13 protein-coding genes are annotated in these 16,787 nt (G+C 38.3%); 1 reads left to right on the forward strand and 12 read right to left on the reverse strand.

Annotated elements, in window-relative coordinates; all coding sequences use genetic code 11:
• From hflK to H4J70_RS11035, 8 genes are all read right to left on the reverse strand, one after another.
• Positions 1-1,146: an FtsH protease activity modulator HflK gene (gene hflK, locus H4J70_RS11000; RefSeq protein WP_182251118.1), complete on the reverse strand. Its 1,146-nt coding sequence runs from the start codon at positions 1,144-1,146 to the stop codon at positions 1-3.
• 54 nt (positions 1,147-1,200) lie between these two features.
• Entirely contained in the window at positions 1,201-2,508 is a 1,308-nt protein-coding gene (gene hflX / locus H4J70_RS11005) for a ribosome rescue GTPase HflX (RefSeq protein WP_182216096.1), read from the reverse strand.
• An 88-nt stretch (positions 2,509-2,596) separates the two neighbouring features.
• Entirely contained in the window at positions 2,597-2,854 is a 258-nt protein-coding gene (gene hfq / locus H4J70_RS11010) for an RNA chaperone Hfq (RefSeq protein ID WP_070375096.1), read from the reverse strand.
• Positions 2,855-2,956: 102 nt separating this feature from the next.
• Positions 2,957-3,922 (reverse strand): tRNA (adenosine(37)-N6)-dimethylallyltransferase MiaA, encoded by a 966-nt coding sequence (miaA, locus tag H4J70_RS11015; RefSeq protein ID WP_182251168.1) that lies wholly within the window; start codon positions 3,920-3,922, stop codon positions 2,957-2,959.
• A gap of 4 nt (positions 3,923-3,926) precedes the next feature.
• On the reverse strand, positions 3,927-5,834 hold the full coding sequence (mutL, locus tag H4J70_RS11020) for a DNA mismatch repair endonuclease MutL (RefSeq protein ID WP_182251119.1): 1,908 nt from the start codon (positions 5,832-5,834) through the stop codon (positions 3,927-3,929).
• 31 nt (positions 5,835-5,865) lie between these two features.
• Entirely contained in the window at positions 5,866-7,170 is a 1,305-nt protein-coding gene (locus tag H4J70_RS11025; RefSeq protein ID WP_182230691.1) for an N-acetylmuramoyl-L-alanine amidase, read from the reverse strand.
• Between the two features lie 38 nt (positions 7,171-7,208).
• A complete protein-coding gene (gene tsaE, locus H4J70_RS11030) occupies positions 7,209-7,682 on the reverse strand; it encodes a tRNA (adenosine(37)-N6)-threonylcarbamoyltransferase complex ATPase subunit type 1 TsaE (RefSeq protein ID WP_404842494.1) in 474 nt (157 codons plus the stop codon).
• Positions 7,683-7,701: 19 nt separating this feature from the next.
• Positions 7,702-9,324, reverse strand: coding sequence for an NAD(P)H-hydrate dehydratase (locus tag H4J70_RS11035; protein ID WP_182251120.1), 1,623 nt, complete (start codon positions 9,322-9,324; stop codon positions 7,702-7,704).
• Positions 9,325-9,368: 44 nt separating this feature from the next.
• Between H4J70_RS11035 and queG the strand changes: the two genes are divergently transcribed.
• Positions 9,369-10,529 (forward strand): tRNA epoxyqueuosine(34) reductase QueG, encoded by a 1,161-nt coding sequence (gene queG, locus H4J70_RS11040; protein WP_182251121.1) that lies wholly within the window; start codon positions 9,369-9,371, stop codon positions 10,527-10,529.
• Here the strand turns inward: queG and H4J70_RS11045 are convergent.
• From H4J70_RS11045 to H4J70_RS11060, 4 genes are all read right to left on the reverse strand, one after another.
• Positions 10,516-12,180 carry a response regulator gene (locus H4J70_RS11045; protein WP_182242100.1) on the reverse strand — a complete coding sequence of 555 codons (1,665 nt, stop codon included), beginning with the start codon at positions 12,178-12,180 and terminating at the stop codon, positions 10,516-10,518. The two genes, queG and H4J70_RS11045, sit on opposite strands and share 14 nt — an antisense overlap.
• A gap of 12 nt (positions 12,181-12,192) precedes the next feature.
• Entirely contained in the window at positions 12,193-12,396 is a 204-nt protein-coding gene (locus H4J70_RS11050) for a DUF1289 domain-containing protein (protein WP_182242099.1), read from the reverse strand.
• 318 nt (positions 12,397-12,714) lie between these two features.
• Positions 12,715-16,068, reverse strand: a complete 3,354-nt coding sequence (locus H4J70_RS11055) for a hypothetical protein (protein WP_182251122.1) — start codon at positions 16,066-16,068, stop codon at positions 12,715-12,717.
• Positions 16,069-16,244: 176 nt separating this feature from the next.
• Entirely contained in the window at positions 16,245-16,730 is a 486-nt protein-coding gene (locus H4J70_RS11060; RefSeq protein ID WP_070375103.1) for a DUF4442 domain-containing protein, read from the reverse strand.
• Between the last annotated feature and the right edge of the window lie 57 nt (positions 16,731-16,787).

Consider the following 16,787-nt stretch of genomic DNA (forward strand, 5'->3'; position numbering starts at 1 on the left):
TTAATTTCTCCCTTCGTTAAATCTGTCTGCACGACCTGATAAATCAGGCGCAGTACTTTGGGTATTAATCGATTGCGTCGCTCGCGTTTGGCTCTCAGGTAAAGTACGTTGACCAGAAGACTGATTTTGCATCATTTTATCTAATGGTAAATACATCATGTTATTGCCACCTTCAACATCAACCATAACCTTACTGGTATTGGCATAAACATTTTCCATTGTTGATAAATACATACGCTGGCGAGTAACTTCTGGAGCAGCAAGGTATTCTGGAAGTAATTTATTGAATTTAGCAACTTCACCTTCGGCATCTAATACCGTTTGTTGTTTATAAGCGATGGCCTCTTGTTCCATACGTTTCACTCGGCCACGTGCTCTTGGTTCAATACCACGGGCATAGGCTTCGGCTTCACGTAAAAAACGAACTTCATCTTCTTGTGCTGAAATAGCATCGTCAAAAGCATCTTTGACTTCTTCAGGAGGACGAGCATCTTTAAAGTTGACATCGACAACAATTAAACCAAGATTATACGGGGCAATAATGTCATCTAATTCTTTCCAGACATCTTGACGCACTTTTTCACGGCCACTTGTTAAAATATCATCCATTCTAGAGTCACCAATAACGAAGCGTAAAGCACTGTCTAGTGACTGGCTTAAACTGTCGTCAGCATTAGTAACACTGAAAATATAATCACGGGCATCAACAACACGATACTGTATCTGCATTTCAACACGTACCACGTTCTCATCTTTGGTTAGCATAAAACCAGATGCAGGTAAGTCGCGTGTTGTTTGCATATCAACAGGAATAATACGTTCGGCGAATGTCCATTTCCAGCGTAAACCTGGTTCAACTGTGCCATCGTATTGCCCGAAACGTAATACGATACCTTTTTCAGCTTCTTTAATGGTGTAGAAACCACTAAAAGCATAAACAAGAATACCCACGATTAGCGCAATAGCGATACCAACATTTGATGCGCCTTTCTTGCTGCCATCTTTTGATGATTTTCCGCCAAAAATACCGCCAAACTTATTACCAATATCTTTTAGTAAATCGTCTAAATCTGGTGGGCCTTGATTCTTATCATCTTTCTTTTTCCAGGGGTCTTTATCATTATTCCCCGGTTCATTCCACGCCATGGTCTTCTCCACTAACTATAAATTTAAATAAGTGCTAAAACTACTATTTACCCATTACGGTAATATATCAGTCTGTTTACGTTCAATAAAGCCTTCTATATCAGCTTCACTCTGTTTAATTAATCTATCCCACTCTCTTGCAGGTAATTTAATTTTCAATAAACAATTTCCATCTTCGTCATACCGTTCATCAACAATAGAATTTAATTGATAAAACACACCACGTAGTTTACCTTCGCTAGGAGGTAAGCATAAGTTATGCTTGACTATTTTCTTGCCGAGTCGTTCAGCTAGCGCTTGAAAAAGTAATTCAATCCCTATGCCTTTTTGTGCAGATAACCATACTCGTATAGGTAGACCTGTATCGTCTCTGTCAATGCGTGGTTCAATATCTTCCAAAGCATCTATTTTGTTACAAATTAATAATTGCGGAACATCGCCCGCTTCGATCTCTTTTAAAACCGTTTCAACTTGTTCAATATTTTCAGTTCGCCTATCATCTGAAATATCAATGACATGCAATAATAGTTCAGCTTCACGGGTTTCAGTCAATGTTGCTTTAAAAGCGGCGACTAAATCATGAGGTAAATGACGAATAAAGCCAACGGTGTCAGCTAAAATTGCTCGGCCAACATCCTCAATTTCAATTTTTCGTAATGTGGGATCTAAGGTTGCAAATAATTGATCTGCTGCGTAAACGTCTGCCTGAGTAATAATATTAAACAGCGTCGATTTACCTGCGTTGGTATAACCCACTAAAGAAATTGTCGGTATTTCAGCGCGTGTTCTTGCTCTTCTACCTTGCTGGCGTTGCTTTTCCACACGTTCTAAGCGTTTACGAATATTTACCATACGGTCGCGAAGTAAACGACGATCAGTTTCTAACTGAGTTTCACCAGGACCGCGGAGGCCAATACCACCTTTTTGCCTTTCAAGGTGTGTCCAACCACGGATCAAACGCGTACTCATATGACGTAATTGCGCAAGTTCTACTTGCATCTTACCTTCATGTGTTCGAGCGCGCTGGGCAAAAATATCTAGGATGAGTGTTGTTCGGTCAACAACGCGGCACTCACACAATGCTTCAATATTTTTTTCTTGTGAAGGAGAAAGTGCATGATTAAAAAGTACCACATTGGCTTGATGTAACTTTACCGCCTCGGCAACTTCTTCAGCTTTACCACTACCAACAAAGAATTTAGTATGAGGTGTAGTACGTTTACCTGTAACAATTGCAAGCGCGTTAACGCCCGCAGAGCTAACAAGCATTTCAAATTCTTGTAAGTCTTCGCGCGCATTTTCATCAGGGAAATCGAGGTGAACAAGAATAGCTTGTTCACCTGCTTGATAACGATCAAACAATTGAGTATTACCTATAAACTAAATAGTTAAACCAAAAGAAACTTTTGGACACGTAATATTTGGTGTACAACCAAACTCAACGAAATCATTAATCTTGCTGTTCCTGACTATAATCACCAGTTTGTGGTGCTGGCATCGTAGAAACTGCCCGTGAAGGAACAACAGTAGAAATGGCGTGTTTATAGACCATTTGACTCACTGTATTTTTAAGTAAAATAACAAATTGATCAAAGGACTCTACTTGTCCTTGTAGTTTAATGCCATTAACTAAATATATTGCTACCGGAATGCGATCACGTCGTAAAGCATTCAAAAATGGGTCTTGTAAAGATTGCCCCTTTGCCATTGTTTGGCCCCTTTTTTGTTATTTTTAATAAATGTATGTAAGAGTTTTTTCTCTAGAAAACTAGTTACTTACTATGCAACTGTTTTTATTATACATCAAGGTTTAAAGTTTGCTTACTGAAGACATAATTAGTTTTAAATTATTTTCGTCTTCCATATGCAACCATTGTAAATTTGGCCAATTTCTCAACCAAGTTAACTGTCGTTTAGCCAGTTGTCGCGTCGCACAAATGCCTTTGAAAACCATTTCATCATGGTCGACTTCACCATCTAAATATTCCCACATCTGTCGATAACCAACACAACGAATAGCGGGTAAATTTTCATGCAAATCGTCACGCTGCTTTAACTTAACAACTTCTGATTCAAAATCTTGTTCAATCATCTGTTCAAACCTAAGCGCAATACGAGCATGTAAATCTTTACGCTCTTGCGGTGAGATAGCAAATTGTAAAACATCACCACTGAGTCGTTCACCCTTAACTTTCGTTAAGTCGGTCATACTTTTGCCCGTTAGGCGGTAAACTTCTAATGCCCGCATTAATCGTTGCGGATCATTTTTGTGAATACGTTCGGCAGAAACCGGGTCTACGCTAGCAAGTTGTTGATGGATGTTCTCCCAGCCAAATTGTTCAGCTTCGTCGGCTATGCCTTGGCGAATTTTTACATCGGCCGCCGGCAGAGGCGAAATACCATCAATCAGGCTTTTAAAATACATCATAGTACCGCCAACCAATAAAGGTATGCGGTTATTCGCCCTAATTTTCTCAATTTCTACTAAAGCGTCACGACAAAAATCAGCGGCGGAGTAACTCTCACTGGCATCAATTAGATTAATTAATCGATGCGGATACTTTGCTAATTCTTCTGCTGTTGGTTTTGCAGTACCAATGTCCATATCACGATAAACAAGCGCAGAATCAACACTGATAATATCGCATGGCAAGGCATCATGTAATGCCATTGCTAACGCTGTTTTACCTGATGCAGTAGGCCCCATCAAACAAATGACTGGCGGTAATTTACGGTTTTTACTGTCAATATTGTTTGTTGATAAAGCGTCAGGCATCAATTTAAGTAGCATTCGTTAACATTCTTATTGATGATGTGAGGTCTATCAATACCGAATTCAAGCGTAGCTGCTGCTCAAAGGTAGGATTTAATTGTTGCTGACTCAAACGGAGTAGGCTTTTAGCTTGTTGGTTATCGTAAGAATCAGCGGATAATAAACTTGCAAAGGCTTGTTGCCAATCACTATTTGTTAATTCTTGTCCATCTTCTAAACACAAAAGAGTTAAGAGCTTATTAACACTTAAATTTACATCTTTATTTCTTAACAAGGCCGGAAACTCTCGTACTTGTATGCTGCTCTTAGATAAAACACTCGCGACAATACCTATTTTTTTCAGTGCATCAGTCTGCGCTTCAACAAAAGTGACTTGTGCTTGCGTTAACGATATCTTAATTGGCAATAGTAACGGCTGGCTAACAAAATTATGCTGCCATCTGTTTTTTACTTCGAAGAATTTAACCGCTTGCTCTATTTTGTTTAATGCCAATAAACGTAGTTCATTGTCTAACGTTATCACCGCATATTTTTCATCAATAATCTTGGTTAACACTAAGTGCTCATTTTCATTCACCTCGTGTATTGGCAGAGCGCCACTGTCTTCATCTGACTTTCCACTAGACAAAGGCGTCATCAATGTTTGATAAGCTTGCGCAGCATTTCTGCTCACTTGGTTATTACTGTGCGTATAAGATGAATAATTCTTTTGACTACCTGGCTTGCTACCTTGATAGGGTTCGCTTTGAACATCGGTAACTTTCGTCAATGGCTTAATATAATCACGCGTTAATTGCTGCCCGGTTTCATCTGACTCAAGCTGATTGTCTTGTCTATAATTTACCGCATGGCTTTCAGGCTGAAGTGGTAAAGTAGCCGAGGGTTGATTTTCTGGTTCAGGCAATAAGCCAACATTAGCATTTTCGCTTAACGCGTTATGACAAACCGAATAAATAAAATCATGAATATAACGCCCTTGATGAAACCGTACTTCATGTTTTGCTGGGTGAACATTTACATCAACTTCTCGGACATCAAGCACCAGAAACAGCACAAAAGCTGGGTAAGTATCCGCAGGTAACAGATGACTATAAGCTTGACGAATGGCGTGATTAATTAACTTGTCTCGCATCATACGGCCATTCACATAACTAAAGCATAAATCATTTTGGTTACGGGCAAAGCTTGGTAGCCCTACCCAACCTGATAATTGTAAATCGCCATGCTGGCAGTCAATTTCCAGTGAATGCTCAATAAACTTTTGACCACAAATTTGTGCTACACGTTTTGCGTATAAACTTTTATTATTGACTGATTTAAAATGCTTAATCACTTTCTGATTATGTGACAAAATAAAACTAACGTCAAAGCGCGCCAAAGCGATACGCTTAATGACCTCTTCAATATGAGTGAACTCTGTTTTTTCAGTACGAAGGAATTTTCGTCTCGCGGGGGTATTAAAAAATAAGTCAACAACATCAATGGTCGTGCCATTAGGATGTGCAGCGGGTTGTAAGGCTACCGCCATATCTCGCCCTTCGGCAATGGCTTGCCAAGCTGATTCTTGCTCAGCAGGTTTTGACGTCAACGTTAAACGTGAGACTGAGCTAATACTTGCCAGTGCTTCGCCACGAAACCCTAAACTACAAATACCTTCTAAATCATTTAAATCTTTAATTTTACTGGTCGCATGACGACTTAGCGCTAACGTTAGTTCATCTTTAACAATACCCGAGCCATTATCACTAATACGAATACGTTTAGCGCCACCTTTTTCAATGTCTATTTTAATGGTCGTTGCGCCAGCATCTAAGCTGTTTTCAACTAACTCTTTCACCACTGATGAAGGACGTTCTACGACTTCACCGGCAGCAATTTGGTTAGCTAGGCGTGCTGGAAGGATTTCTATGGTCATAAATTTTGATCTGTTAACTATTTATAATAAATTAATCGGCGCGAGGTATGGTTAAGGTTTGACCTATGCGAACGGTATTTGAGGTTAAACTATTTGCCATTTTTAATTCTCGTACTGAAACACTATAGCGTTGTGCAACCACAGATAAAGATTCACCGCGAGTAATTTTATGTTGTCGTGTTTCAATAGAGGCATAATAACTGCCCATCGGCGGTTGAATCATAAAATGGTCTTTAATACCTTTAAAAATACCTTTAGCGAGCTTGCGCTGATGAGCACTAGAGTTTAAATTTTGCTCTTCTCTATGGTTAGAAATAAAACCTGTTTCAACTAAAATCGAGGGGATATCTGAAGATTTCAACACACCAAAATTACCATGTTGGGGAACTTTCTTGTGCATTTTAGTAATTTTTTTCAGTTGTTTTAGTACGCTATTCGCCATGCTAATACTGACACCCTGCGAATGCTCTTTATTCATATCTGCTAAGGTTTTTGCCAAGTTATCATCGCGGGTATTTTTAATAACACCACCGCCACCACCTAAAAGCTCGGAGTTGTTCGAGCGGTTACGCAGCCATTTGGCCATTTCTGACTCAACCCGTTTGTGCGATACAATCCAAACTGAGGCTCCGTTAGGTTGAGGTGTTCTAAAGGCATCGGCATGGATTGACACTAAAAAATCCACTTGGTTTTTTCTGGCTATTTCACTACGTCGACCGACCGAAACATAATAGTCTCCATCGCGCACCATTACCGCCTTCATCCCTTTTTCATTATTAATATAGGTAGCAAGTTTTTTAGCAATCGCTAACGTAACACGTTTTTCATAGCTGCCTTTACCCCCTATAGAACCAGGATCCTCACCACCGTGGCCAGCATCAATGGCAATAAGAATATCTCGATGATCGTTTTTGGGGGTATGGTCGCCTTGGTTTATTTTTTCTTCATCGAATAAATCAATCACTAAACGGTTACCGTATTGTCCAGCTGGTGCAAGCGGAAAAACAGCCAAAGAGTAATTATCCGCTAATTCTAATACTAAACGTGTTGTGCCTTTAATACGCGATTTACTGGTGCGGATCAGTTTTATGCGTTTATCCTTTTTAAGGATATTCTTAAACGAAACATGATTCTTACTGTTGTTAAAATCTATGACTAAACGCTGAGGATTCTGTAAACTGAAATACTTATAATCAGGCTGTTCACTGAGATCAAAAACAATACGGGTATTTTCCGGGGCTGGCCAGACACGAACGCCATCGATGCTATTACCCTGCGCTTCAAAGAAAACACTAACGGTTAATAACATAGCTAATAATAACGATCGAATATTCATTTACTGCTGCCCTTTCCTTTTGCGTCTATTAGCGCACATTAACTAAGCGCATTTACTACGAGCTCACCCAAAGGGGTCTTTGCTTGTATGTTGATGGTTCTTTGCTCTTCACTATACGCTAAGTCGATACGCAAATCAGGTGCCTTGATCATACCTAGCCCCTTTTCTGGCCACTCAATAAAGCAACAGCAGTTATCTGCAAAATAATCTCGAATGCCCATATATTCTAGTTCTTCAGGATCTGACAAGCGATATAAATCAAAATGATAAACTAACCAGTCATGTAATTCATAAGGTTCAACGAGAGTATAGGTTGGGCTTTTTACGTGGCCAATATGCCCCATACCTTGCACAAAACCTCGAGTTAAGGTGGTTTTTCCCGCACCTAAATCACCGTAAAGATATACAACAATACCTTGTTTTAGTTCTTTTTTTACAATATCAGCTAATTTATTACCCATAGCTATAGTTGCTGATTCATCAGCTAAAAAGTAGTTTTTGTTTGTAAGCATTTCTTTCATCAATTATTTTCTAAAATTTATTATTTATAAGCTGCCGTATAACTGGCAATAGGTCACTTGCTAGCATACCAATTTTTCCATGCTTTTGCGCAATAATGTCAGCAGCCTTACCATGAATATAAACGGCCAAGGCTGTAAGCTTTGCAAAATCAGTTCGCGCTTGCAGTTCCTCCCCTTTTTCTGACGAGATTTTTTGCATTAGCAATGACGCAATAATACCTGATAACACATCACCCATGCCTCCGCTTGCCATGCCTGAATTACCCGTTGTGTTCACCCAAACCTGTTGACCATCACTTATCAAACTCCCTGCACCTTTCAATACGCTCACGCATTGATATTGTTGGGCTATTTTTTTTACGGCGCTAAAACGATCTCGCTCTATTTCTGTCACAGTGCAATTTAACAGCGTTGCAGCTTCACCGGGATGTGGCGTTAAAACCCAATGGTTACTTTTAATTTTATCCGTTAATAAATTTTGTTGGTAAGCTTGCGCCAACAAACTCAAACCATCGGCGTCAATTACACATAATTTTTTTTGAGCCAGCACTAAATCAAATAATGCCTGACTCCACTCATTTTGACCCAAACCAGGGCCAAGCACATAAGCCTTAGCTTTACTTAATGTCATTGATCCCACAAGTTGATCTGCGCAACTAGGCGCTAACATTAATTCTGGGCGGCCATTAAAGACTAATGCTCGATTATTTTTATGACAACAAACACTCACTAATGCAGCACCACTGCGCAATGACGCCTCTGCCGACAAACGTATCGCACCAGCAAAGCCTTCTCCGCCCCCAACAGCCAGTAATAATCCAATATTTCCTTTATGGCTGCTTGCTTTGCGTTTAGGTAAAGCAGCAAAAACTTCGTTGCCAAAAACCGTGATATTGGTCTTCACTTGCTCTGTAAATGCTTGACCTAATGCTAAATCAGCAAAATAGATTTCCCCAACATGGTTAATGGCTTGTCCCGTCACTAAACCGCACTTTAGAGCAATAAAAGTTACAGTACTGTTAGCAATGATTGCCGTATTTTCAACAACACCTGTAGTTGCACATAAACCTGAAGGCACATCAACACTAATCACTTTTGCCAAATGCTGGTTAATAGAAGTAACTAATGTCACTAGAGTTTCTGGTAGGCGTCCTTTAAAACCAATACCAAATAGTGCATCAATAATTAACTTACCTTGAAAATTCGCTACCATTTCAACATTAGCCGTTTTTTGATCAAATATAATCAAGCCATTTTCAACTTTATTAACATTGATGTAAGCTTGGTAAGCACGTAAGGCATCGCCGGATAATTCTTCTGGTTTTGCCGTTAGTAGCACAGAAACCTGAAAACCAGCTTGCACAGCTAAACGTGCAATCACAAACCCATCACCACCGTTATTACCTTTTCCACAAATAACTAACAGCTTTTGGGTAGCTATTTTTTGACCTATATCATTTTCATTTTGAAGATATTTTTGCTTGATATGCTGAAAAACAGCCTGACCTGCATTTTTCATCAATGAATACATTTCAATATTTTCTATAGCAGCAACTTTTGCTTCATTAGCTAACACTTGCTTCGCGGAAAAAGCAGCTTGTGGTAAGCTTGCACTCAACAGTTTTATTTCCATTTCTATCTCCCTTTACCAAATTGTACTGCGATGACATGTTAACTATGACAACACCTAATATTAACTATCAAGAATTAGCTGAAAAAATCAAGCTTTGGGGTCAAGAATTAGGCTTTTCGCAAATAGGTTTCAGTGATATTGACTTATCAAGTCATGAACAAGCCTTAACAACGTGGCTAGAAAATAATTATCACGGTGAAATGGATTACATGCAAAAGCATGGTTTAATGCGAGCACGCGCCCAAGAGCTTGTTGAAGGAACAACGCGGGTGATCAGTGTTCGCATGGATTATTTACCCCCCGGAGCAAAATTTGCCCGTACGCTCAAAAAGAAAGACCATGCTTATATCAGCCGCTATGCCTTGGGGCGAGACTATCATAAATTAATGCGCAAACGCCTCAAACAACTCGGTGATAAAATTAGTGAGTACTGTGAAACCTTCAACTTTCGCCCATTTGTTGACTCAGCACCAATCTTAGAGCGACCTTTAGCAGAAAAAGCAGGGTTAGGCTGGGTCGGTAAACATTCGTTATTAATTAACAAAAGTGCCGGTTCATGGTTTTTCCTTGGTGAACTATTAGTTGATATTCCGTTACCGACTAATGAAAAAACAGCCAATGAATGCGGTAGTTGTGTTTCTTGTATTAAAATTTGCCCAACCCAAGCGATAGTGGCTCCTTATGTTGTAGACGCTCGCCGTTGTATATCCTATTTAACCATCGAGTTGCGTGACGCAATTCCAGAAGAGTTTAGGCCGTTAATTGGCAATAGAATTTATGGCTGTGATGATTGCCAACTCATTTGCCCATGGAATAAATTTGCTAACATCAGTCACGAAGGCGACTTTTCCCCTCGCCAAAATCTTGATAATGTTGAATTATTAACCGTATTTAGCTGGGATGAAGCGACCTTTCTCAATAAAACAGAGGGGTCTCCTATTCGCCGTATTGGTTTTAATAGCTGGCAACGAAATATTTCCGTTGCAATCGGTAATGCGCCATATAGTGCAGAAAATGTTAACGCGTTAAATAATAAGTTAGCAACCGCAGAGCTTATGGTTGCTGAACATATTAATTGGGCATTGCATCAACAAGACAATAAGCGAATCGCTGCAAAACAGCAAAGTGACTTTCCAATAAAAAATCAACGATTAACCGAGCGCTTGATCCGCAGTGTTGAAAAAGGTTTACCTAGAGATGCTTAGCAGGCTCAGTTGATTCAGCTTGCTGCCACTTTATTTTTAACTGTTCTATAGACTCAACACCGCTGTTTTTAATGTTCGCAGACAAAAGTAGAGCAAGCGCTTCATCGCCCAGTTTTTGGTGACTTTCATCAAATTCATTACTTTGTTTAATCACCACCAATATTTTTAACATACGCATCGTTAATTTAATATTATGAGGTGTTAATCTTAGAGCTTGCTGAATAGCCTTAAGCGCGGGCTGTAAACGATTTTTTTCGAAATGTTCAATCGCCATATCGTTCAGTTGTTTGGGTGAAAAATTAATTTCAGCACGCTCAAGACTTTCTTGCTCAATATATTTATTGATCACTTGGCTCGTTAATGAATCACCTGAGACTTGTTTACCGATAATCTCTAACATTGTTAGCGCTTCTTCGCGCATACCCAATTCGTGAAAGACTTTCACTTTATCTAGGTTGTCTTCAATTTGCGGTGACGCAATAAAATTAACATGGTTTTCAACAAGTTTAGTGGCCTTCTCTTTTTGTTCACGAACAATATATAACCGTGCTTGGATCACTAATAACTGCTGTTTAAACTCATTTGCGTCGCTATAATCATTTTGAAGTTGCTTAATATGCTTGTCTGTTTGCTGCAAAACTTTAAAGGATCGTTCGTCAGTAATAGCCGCCGCTAAATCAATGCCTGAACGAATAACATTTAAGAGCAATTCGGGTGAATCATGAATAGAATTTTTCGCTTGCTGGGCGATATTTCGTGTCGCTATATATTGTCCTTCATGGTCATGATTGAGTCGTGCTAAATCCCATGATTTTTTATTACGTTCAATATTTCGTGGCGACAACGCAGTTGCTTTTTTTATCTCATCGTAGGCTCTTTCATATTGCTCATGCTCAATATAATATTGCGCCAGCATATCATGAGCCCCAAATCGAGTAGCGGGCTTATTAATTAACTTTTCAATCAGTTCATTAATTTCGTTTATACGCCCTTGCTTTAACAAAGACTTTACATAGCCTAAATAAACCCAAGCGTAGGTATAGGTTTTCAATAGGCTTTTAAAAAAAGATTCTGCCGTTTCAAATTCTAAAAGACTTAAGTAAGCCTCACCTTTCATCCGCAATATATTGGGGTGATATTGGTGTAAACTTTGATTAACAAGATGGCGGTCAGCAAAATATATAACTTTCGAAAAACTCTTAGTATCAGTCGCTCGATACATATTGAATAATTGCTTTTTAGTTTGCAAGGTATGGATTAAACGTTGTTGCACTGTTTTAGGGGCGAGTGGTTTTACCCAAAAGTCATCGGGCTGTAATTCGACAATTGAATTAACAAGAGACTCATTCGTTTCAGTACTGAGAAAAATAAGAACCGTGGTTTTATTAACATGACCTCTGAATTTTAATTCTTCGAGTAAATGAAAACCGTCTTTATCACTATTTACATTGAATGAGCAAATAACAATATGAAAACGTGTTGTTTCACATAACCTTATACCGTAATAAGCACTTTCTGCACATTTTACGTGATTAATGCCGATATCATACAATCCTCTTTTTAAGGTGTCATGAACTAACCGGTTATCGTCTATTATCAGCACGGTAAGTTGTGAAAAATCGTCTAATTCACTTTGTTCAGTAATTTCCATTTAACTTTTACCTTAATCGTGCTTCTTTTGAATCACTATTCGTCTTTGTTGACAGTTGTTAATTACCGTTATTTTTTCTTTACTTTTATAGCTTGTCCACGCCAAAATCTCATCAATATGGCGGAAACAACCAAGGCAGACATCATCGGCATTTAAACAGCAATTTCTTACACAAGGGCTAGCAACGTCTATTTCTTTTTCAGCTTTAAAACTCATTTAACTAGTATCCCTGTAAACACATTAACCAAGCATTTAAACAGCAGTTTCTAACACAAGGACTAGCAACGTCTATTTCTTTTTCAGTTTTAAAACTCATTTAACTAGTATCCCTGTAAACACATTAACCAAGCATTTAAAAAAATCCCAACACAAGGGCTAGCAACATCCATTTCTTTTTCAGTTTTAAAACTCATTTAACTAGCATCCCTGTAAACACATTAACCAAGCATTTAAAAAAATTCCAACACAAGGACTAGCAACATCCATTTCTTTTTCAGCGTTAAAACTCATTTAACTAATATCCCAGTAGTCATATTATATTGCCTCAGCAAACTCATTTAACAGGCGTTGCTGTTCGCTTAATTGGCTAAATAACGACATAACTTGTTGATGTTCTATGACCGTATTTGACGTAAGACTAAATAATAGCTGTTGGCTAATATCAATAAAGTCGTTAGCGGTTAATATTTTACTGGTTGTAAACATGCTACTCGTTAGACTCATCGCTAATGGGTAATTATGTACCGCTAGTGCCGTTGATAATTTTTTCATCGCGTCATCAATATCAGCAAGGTAGTCATCTAGCATTAACATTGCCAATTCTGCAGAGCCCTGATTTTTTGCATAGTGTTCAAGGTTAAAAGGTTCAGGTTGATTTGTTTTCGCAGCGGGTGTTAAATCTAAGTTCGATAATACGTCATCAAGCTTTTCAGTTGTTTTTAACAGTTCAGCGTCAATATTATTATGCTCTTTAGTCTTATTACTTTGTGCTTTTACTGTATTAATAGCAACCACTTTAGTTGGCTTTGCTTTCAACCAAGGCTGTAAAAGTAGCACCAAAGCATCGACATCATGCAAAGCAGGTAAAATAGAAACAGCCCACTTATCTGCCAATTTTGGTGAGTCTTCAACGGAGAAATTACTTTGATTAAAAGTAAAAATGTCACGGCGTACACTTTTTCCAGCGGACATTTTAATAAAAGGTGATTGTTCAAATTCGGTAAATAACAATAAGTATCTTCCAGAGCTCCACAATTGAGTCATTGTTTTAGGCTGACAGACAATTTTCACCTGTAGTCCTAACCATTGTAAAATACGCAGCAAAGTTAACTGTTTACTTGGATTTTCTACCGCAAAGAGCACTTCAACTTGGGTCGATAAATACTGATGTTTATTAAACACACTGGCGGAAAGTTGATGGTTAGTCGTTTGTTCTGTCGTTAAAAAATCAGCTAAGCTTTGCTGAAGTGTGAGTATTTGCAATGGCGTTTCTGTCTGTTCAAACAAGCCATATCGCTCTAAAGGCGCATTAAGATAAGGTTGCATAACAAAAAGCTTTGGCCGAATATCTATCGATAAACTTGATATCTGTTGCTGTATTTTTTCAACTGATTTTACATAAAGGTCACTGGCCAACATAACGACATCAATGCTTTTATCAATTAACTGCGCGGTACTCAGTTGTTCAATAACTTGTTCCGGATCGGCTAAGGTAGTTATTATGCCATTAGCTGAAGTGATCGCTTTTTCTGTAATACTGCAAATGTTGGCATCACTTGATAACAACAAAATATTGGCTTGCTTTAAATTAATACGCTCTACCGATATCTCTTGTGCTACATCAGCAAAACCTATCGGCAGAGTAAAGCAGAACTGGTAACCCTTTTCTTGTAACTGCACATTTTTATCTGTGACGTTAAGTGAATCAAACAGTAAGCATAAGTAATCAAGGGTATCGTTTGTATTGGTTTTTGCTGACTCAAGGCGCTCGTCTAATAATAAGCACTCGAGGGCCTCGGGTAGCTTTGCGATTGTTTTTTTGCTGGTCACAGAAAAATCAAAACGAACAATTTGCTGGCCTTCATTTTTATCGATAACAAGGGTACTAATATGTAAATTAGCTTTAAATAAATCAGCAAGCAGTAATCGGCATAGGCCACTTAACAGCCGGTGAAATAAGCGTACGTCAACTTTCGCAGCAGTTAACAATTGTGGATCTTGTTGGTAATAAATTTTATTACGCTGTAAATGGGCATCGGCAATAATATTAAGTAATGCCGCGTCAATTTCATTGTGCAAAGCAACATCGCTTAGCGTCATAGGTTTGACCGCAGATAAAAATTCACTGCGAATTTTGTGTTGTTGACAGCAATCAAAAATACGCGCAAGTTGTCGATAAACTTGTACCGAAGTAACACCAGCACCAATAGAAACACTTTGGCTTTGCAACATACTACGCACCACCATATTGGTTAACTTTGCAGTGTTTTCATTGTTTTGTGATTGTCGCTCTAAAATTTGCTTATTATGGGTTAATGCAAGTTGCTGTAGGGACGCTTTTAATTTTTTAATCTCTTCATTTTGTTGATTTATATTGTCATTAGCGGCTTGCTGCTCACTAAGCTGTTGCTGATACTCTTGCTCACTGTGCTCAGGGTTAATCATTGTTTCGAGCGCGGTTTCAAGCTGTTCGGCAATTTCTTTATTTTCCATTGAATTAAAACCGTCTGGGGTCAGTTTTGCATCACTATCCTTTGCTCTTTTTTCAATGAACAGCCTAAATAATTGCACACTCTCTTGGCCATATTTTTTTATTTTGCTTTTACTTTTAAATAACATCGACAATAACAGCACAAATAGTAGTGCGATCACACTAAGCACAGTTGCTTGTAGATCTTGATTGTTAATATTGAGGTTTTGCTTTTCTAAAAAATCATTTATCTCAGTAGGCAGCCAATCGATTAATCGTAATTTTTTATCTGCAGATAAAGGCCCTGGTGGTATAGATTCAAGCACTAACAACTGTAATTTTTGTTGTTGTTGCTCAATAAATTCGACATATAAACGAGATAACCGTAAATGACTGCGCCACTTGGCTACCGAATTCTGTTGTGAAAATAATAATTGCTCTAAAGTATTAAGTTGTAGCGTTAATAACTCACCCTGTTGGCTAACCGTGCTTTCTTCTGGGAGAAAGGTTGTTAATACTTGCTTTAGCTCGGTACTAACATCATCAAAATCTAAAATAGAAGACTGTAAATTCAATTGTTGAAAGGCTAATAGTGCACGGATAATGGTTTGTTGTAATGGTTGTAAGTCACTCAGTTCTGTAATTTGTTTTACATAGGCCTTAGCGCGGGTTGCGGTGACTTTATCTGTGTATTTATCTGAATTGAGTTGCTGTAACAGCAGACTTTTTTGTCGCTGTTTTTCCTTAATCTCAACCGTTAATTGATCATTAATTAACTGCAGTTGAATAATGGTATTTTGCTTAAGTTGAGTGTTTCTCTGATGATTTTCACTAAGTTTATCAATAACACCTGAAAATTCTTTATGGCCAACATACATCAAATCAAGCTGAGCTTTATTATTTTTTACCAGTAAAGATATTTTATTAATTTGCTGTTGGGCGACCTCATAGTCAGCAGATAAATTTTTGGCATCAATACGTTTAGCTAAATTTTCTAAGGCTAGATAAGTGATTAAAATTTGTTGTTGTTGTTGTTGTTTATTCGCTAACGATGGCAGCTCGTTCTCTACTAACGAGGTCACTTGATTATCACGAAGAACTAACAGAGCGGTTAAGGCGCTAAAGAGAATAAATGAAAGTAAAGCAATCCGAAAAAATCGTCCTGATAATTGCTGAAAAAAGTAACGAGTAGCGTCCATATTGATCAATACCTTCAACGGTAAATTTAGTTAAAAATACAGTGTAAGGAATTGTCACTAAGAATCAACGGTTTTTAATAACGATATGAGTAAGCTGTTTTAAAAATAACGCGCCTCATAGCCGACTAAGGTCAAATCAATCAGCGCGTTTACAGGTTCTTTTTATCTTCTCAAACTTAACGTCTTTTGGTTACCCAAGCCCACTCCATTTCACAAACAATAGGCTGTTGATCAGATTCATCAGTAATCTCGACACTGACCATCAAACTGCCTTTATCCGCATTTTCTATTTGTTCTATGTCAGCGAGACTTAATACAGCTACCGCAGACAAATTTCCCTGCATTCGTCTTTGAAAATGAAATGTCATACTTTTCAATAGCGGTACACAAGTGTCGGGAACATTCATCCCAAAAACGATACCCGTCGCCGACTCTGCCAATAATGCCGCAGCAATGGCATGAACACCACCAATATGGTTTTGTACTTTCTTTTTGTTTTCTAACGATAATACCGCTTTGGTATGAGAAACAGAAATCAACTTTATTGATGAAGTACCAGCATACTTTACTGTCGAACAGAAAATTTTAGTCAGTAAAAAAGAGCGCATAAAGCGCGGCATTCTATTAACTTTACTGATTATTTTTCCAAATTTGTTCGCCATAATTTATTTGCCTGCTGTTAATTTTAATTAAGTGTCGCGCAAACTGGTCTGACCTTC

It is taken from the genome of Colwellia sp. BRX8-9 (assembly GCF_014077245.1).
Lineage (GTDB): Bacteria > Pseudomonadota > Gammaproteobacteria > Enterobacterales > Alteromonadaceae > Colwellia_A.

What these genes read in the sequence shown, in the direction of transcription:
- H4J70_RS11045 (WP_182242100.1), bottom strand. Translation starts at nt 12,180, where the DNA reads ATGGAAATTACTGAACAAAGTGAATTAGACGATTTTTCACAACTTACC.
- mutL (WP_182251119.1), bottom strand. Translation starts at nt 5,834, where the DNA reads ATGACCATAGAAATCCTTCCAGCACGCCTAGCTAACCAAATTGCTGCC.
- H4J70_RS11050 (WP_182242099.1), bottom strand. Translation starts at nt 12,396, where the DNA reads ATGAGTTTTAAAGCTGAAAAAGAAATAGACGTTGCTAGCCCTTGTGTA.
- tsaE (WP_404842494.1), bottom strand. Translation starts at nt 7,682, where the DNA reads ATGCTTACAAACAAAAACTACTTTTTAGCTGATGAATCAGCAACTATA.
- hfq (WP_070375096.1), bottom strand. Translation starts at nt 2,854, where the DNA reads ATGGCAAAGGGGCAATCTTTACAAGACCCATTTTTGAATGCTTTACGA.
- H4J70_RS11035 (WP_182251120.1), bottom strand. Translation starts at nt 9,324, where the DNA reads ATGGAAATAAAACTGTTGAGTGCAAGCTTACCACAAGCTGCTTTTTCC.
- H4J70_RS11060 (WP_070375103.1), bottom strand. Translation starts at nt 16,730, where the DNA reads ATGGCGAACAAATTTGGAAAAATAATCAGTAAAGTTAATAGAATGCCG.
- H4J70_RS11025 (WP_182230691.1), bottom strand. Translation starts at nt 7,170, where the DNA reads ATGAATATTCGATCGTTATTATTAGCTATGTTATTAACCGTTAGTGTT.
- H4J70_RS11055 (WP_182251122.1), bottom strand. Translation starts at nt 16,068, where the DNA reads ATGGACGCTACTCGTTACTTTTTTCAGCAATTATCAGGACGATTTTTT.
- hflK (WP_182251118.1), bottom strand. Translation starts at nt 1,146, where the DNA reads ATGGCGTGGAATGAACCGGGGAATAATGATAAAGACCCCTGGAAAAAG.
- queG (WP_182251121.1), top strand. Translation starts at nt 9,369, where the DNA reads ATGACAACACCTAATATTAACTATCAAGAATTAGCTGAAAAAATCAAG.
- miaA (WP_182251168.1), bottom strand. Translation starts at nt 3,922, where the DNA reads ATGCCTGACGCTTTATCAACAAACAATATTGACAGTAAAAACCGTAAA.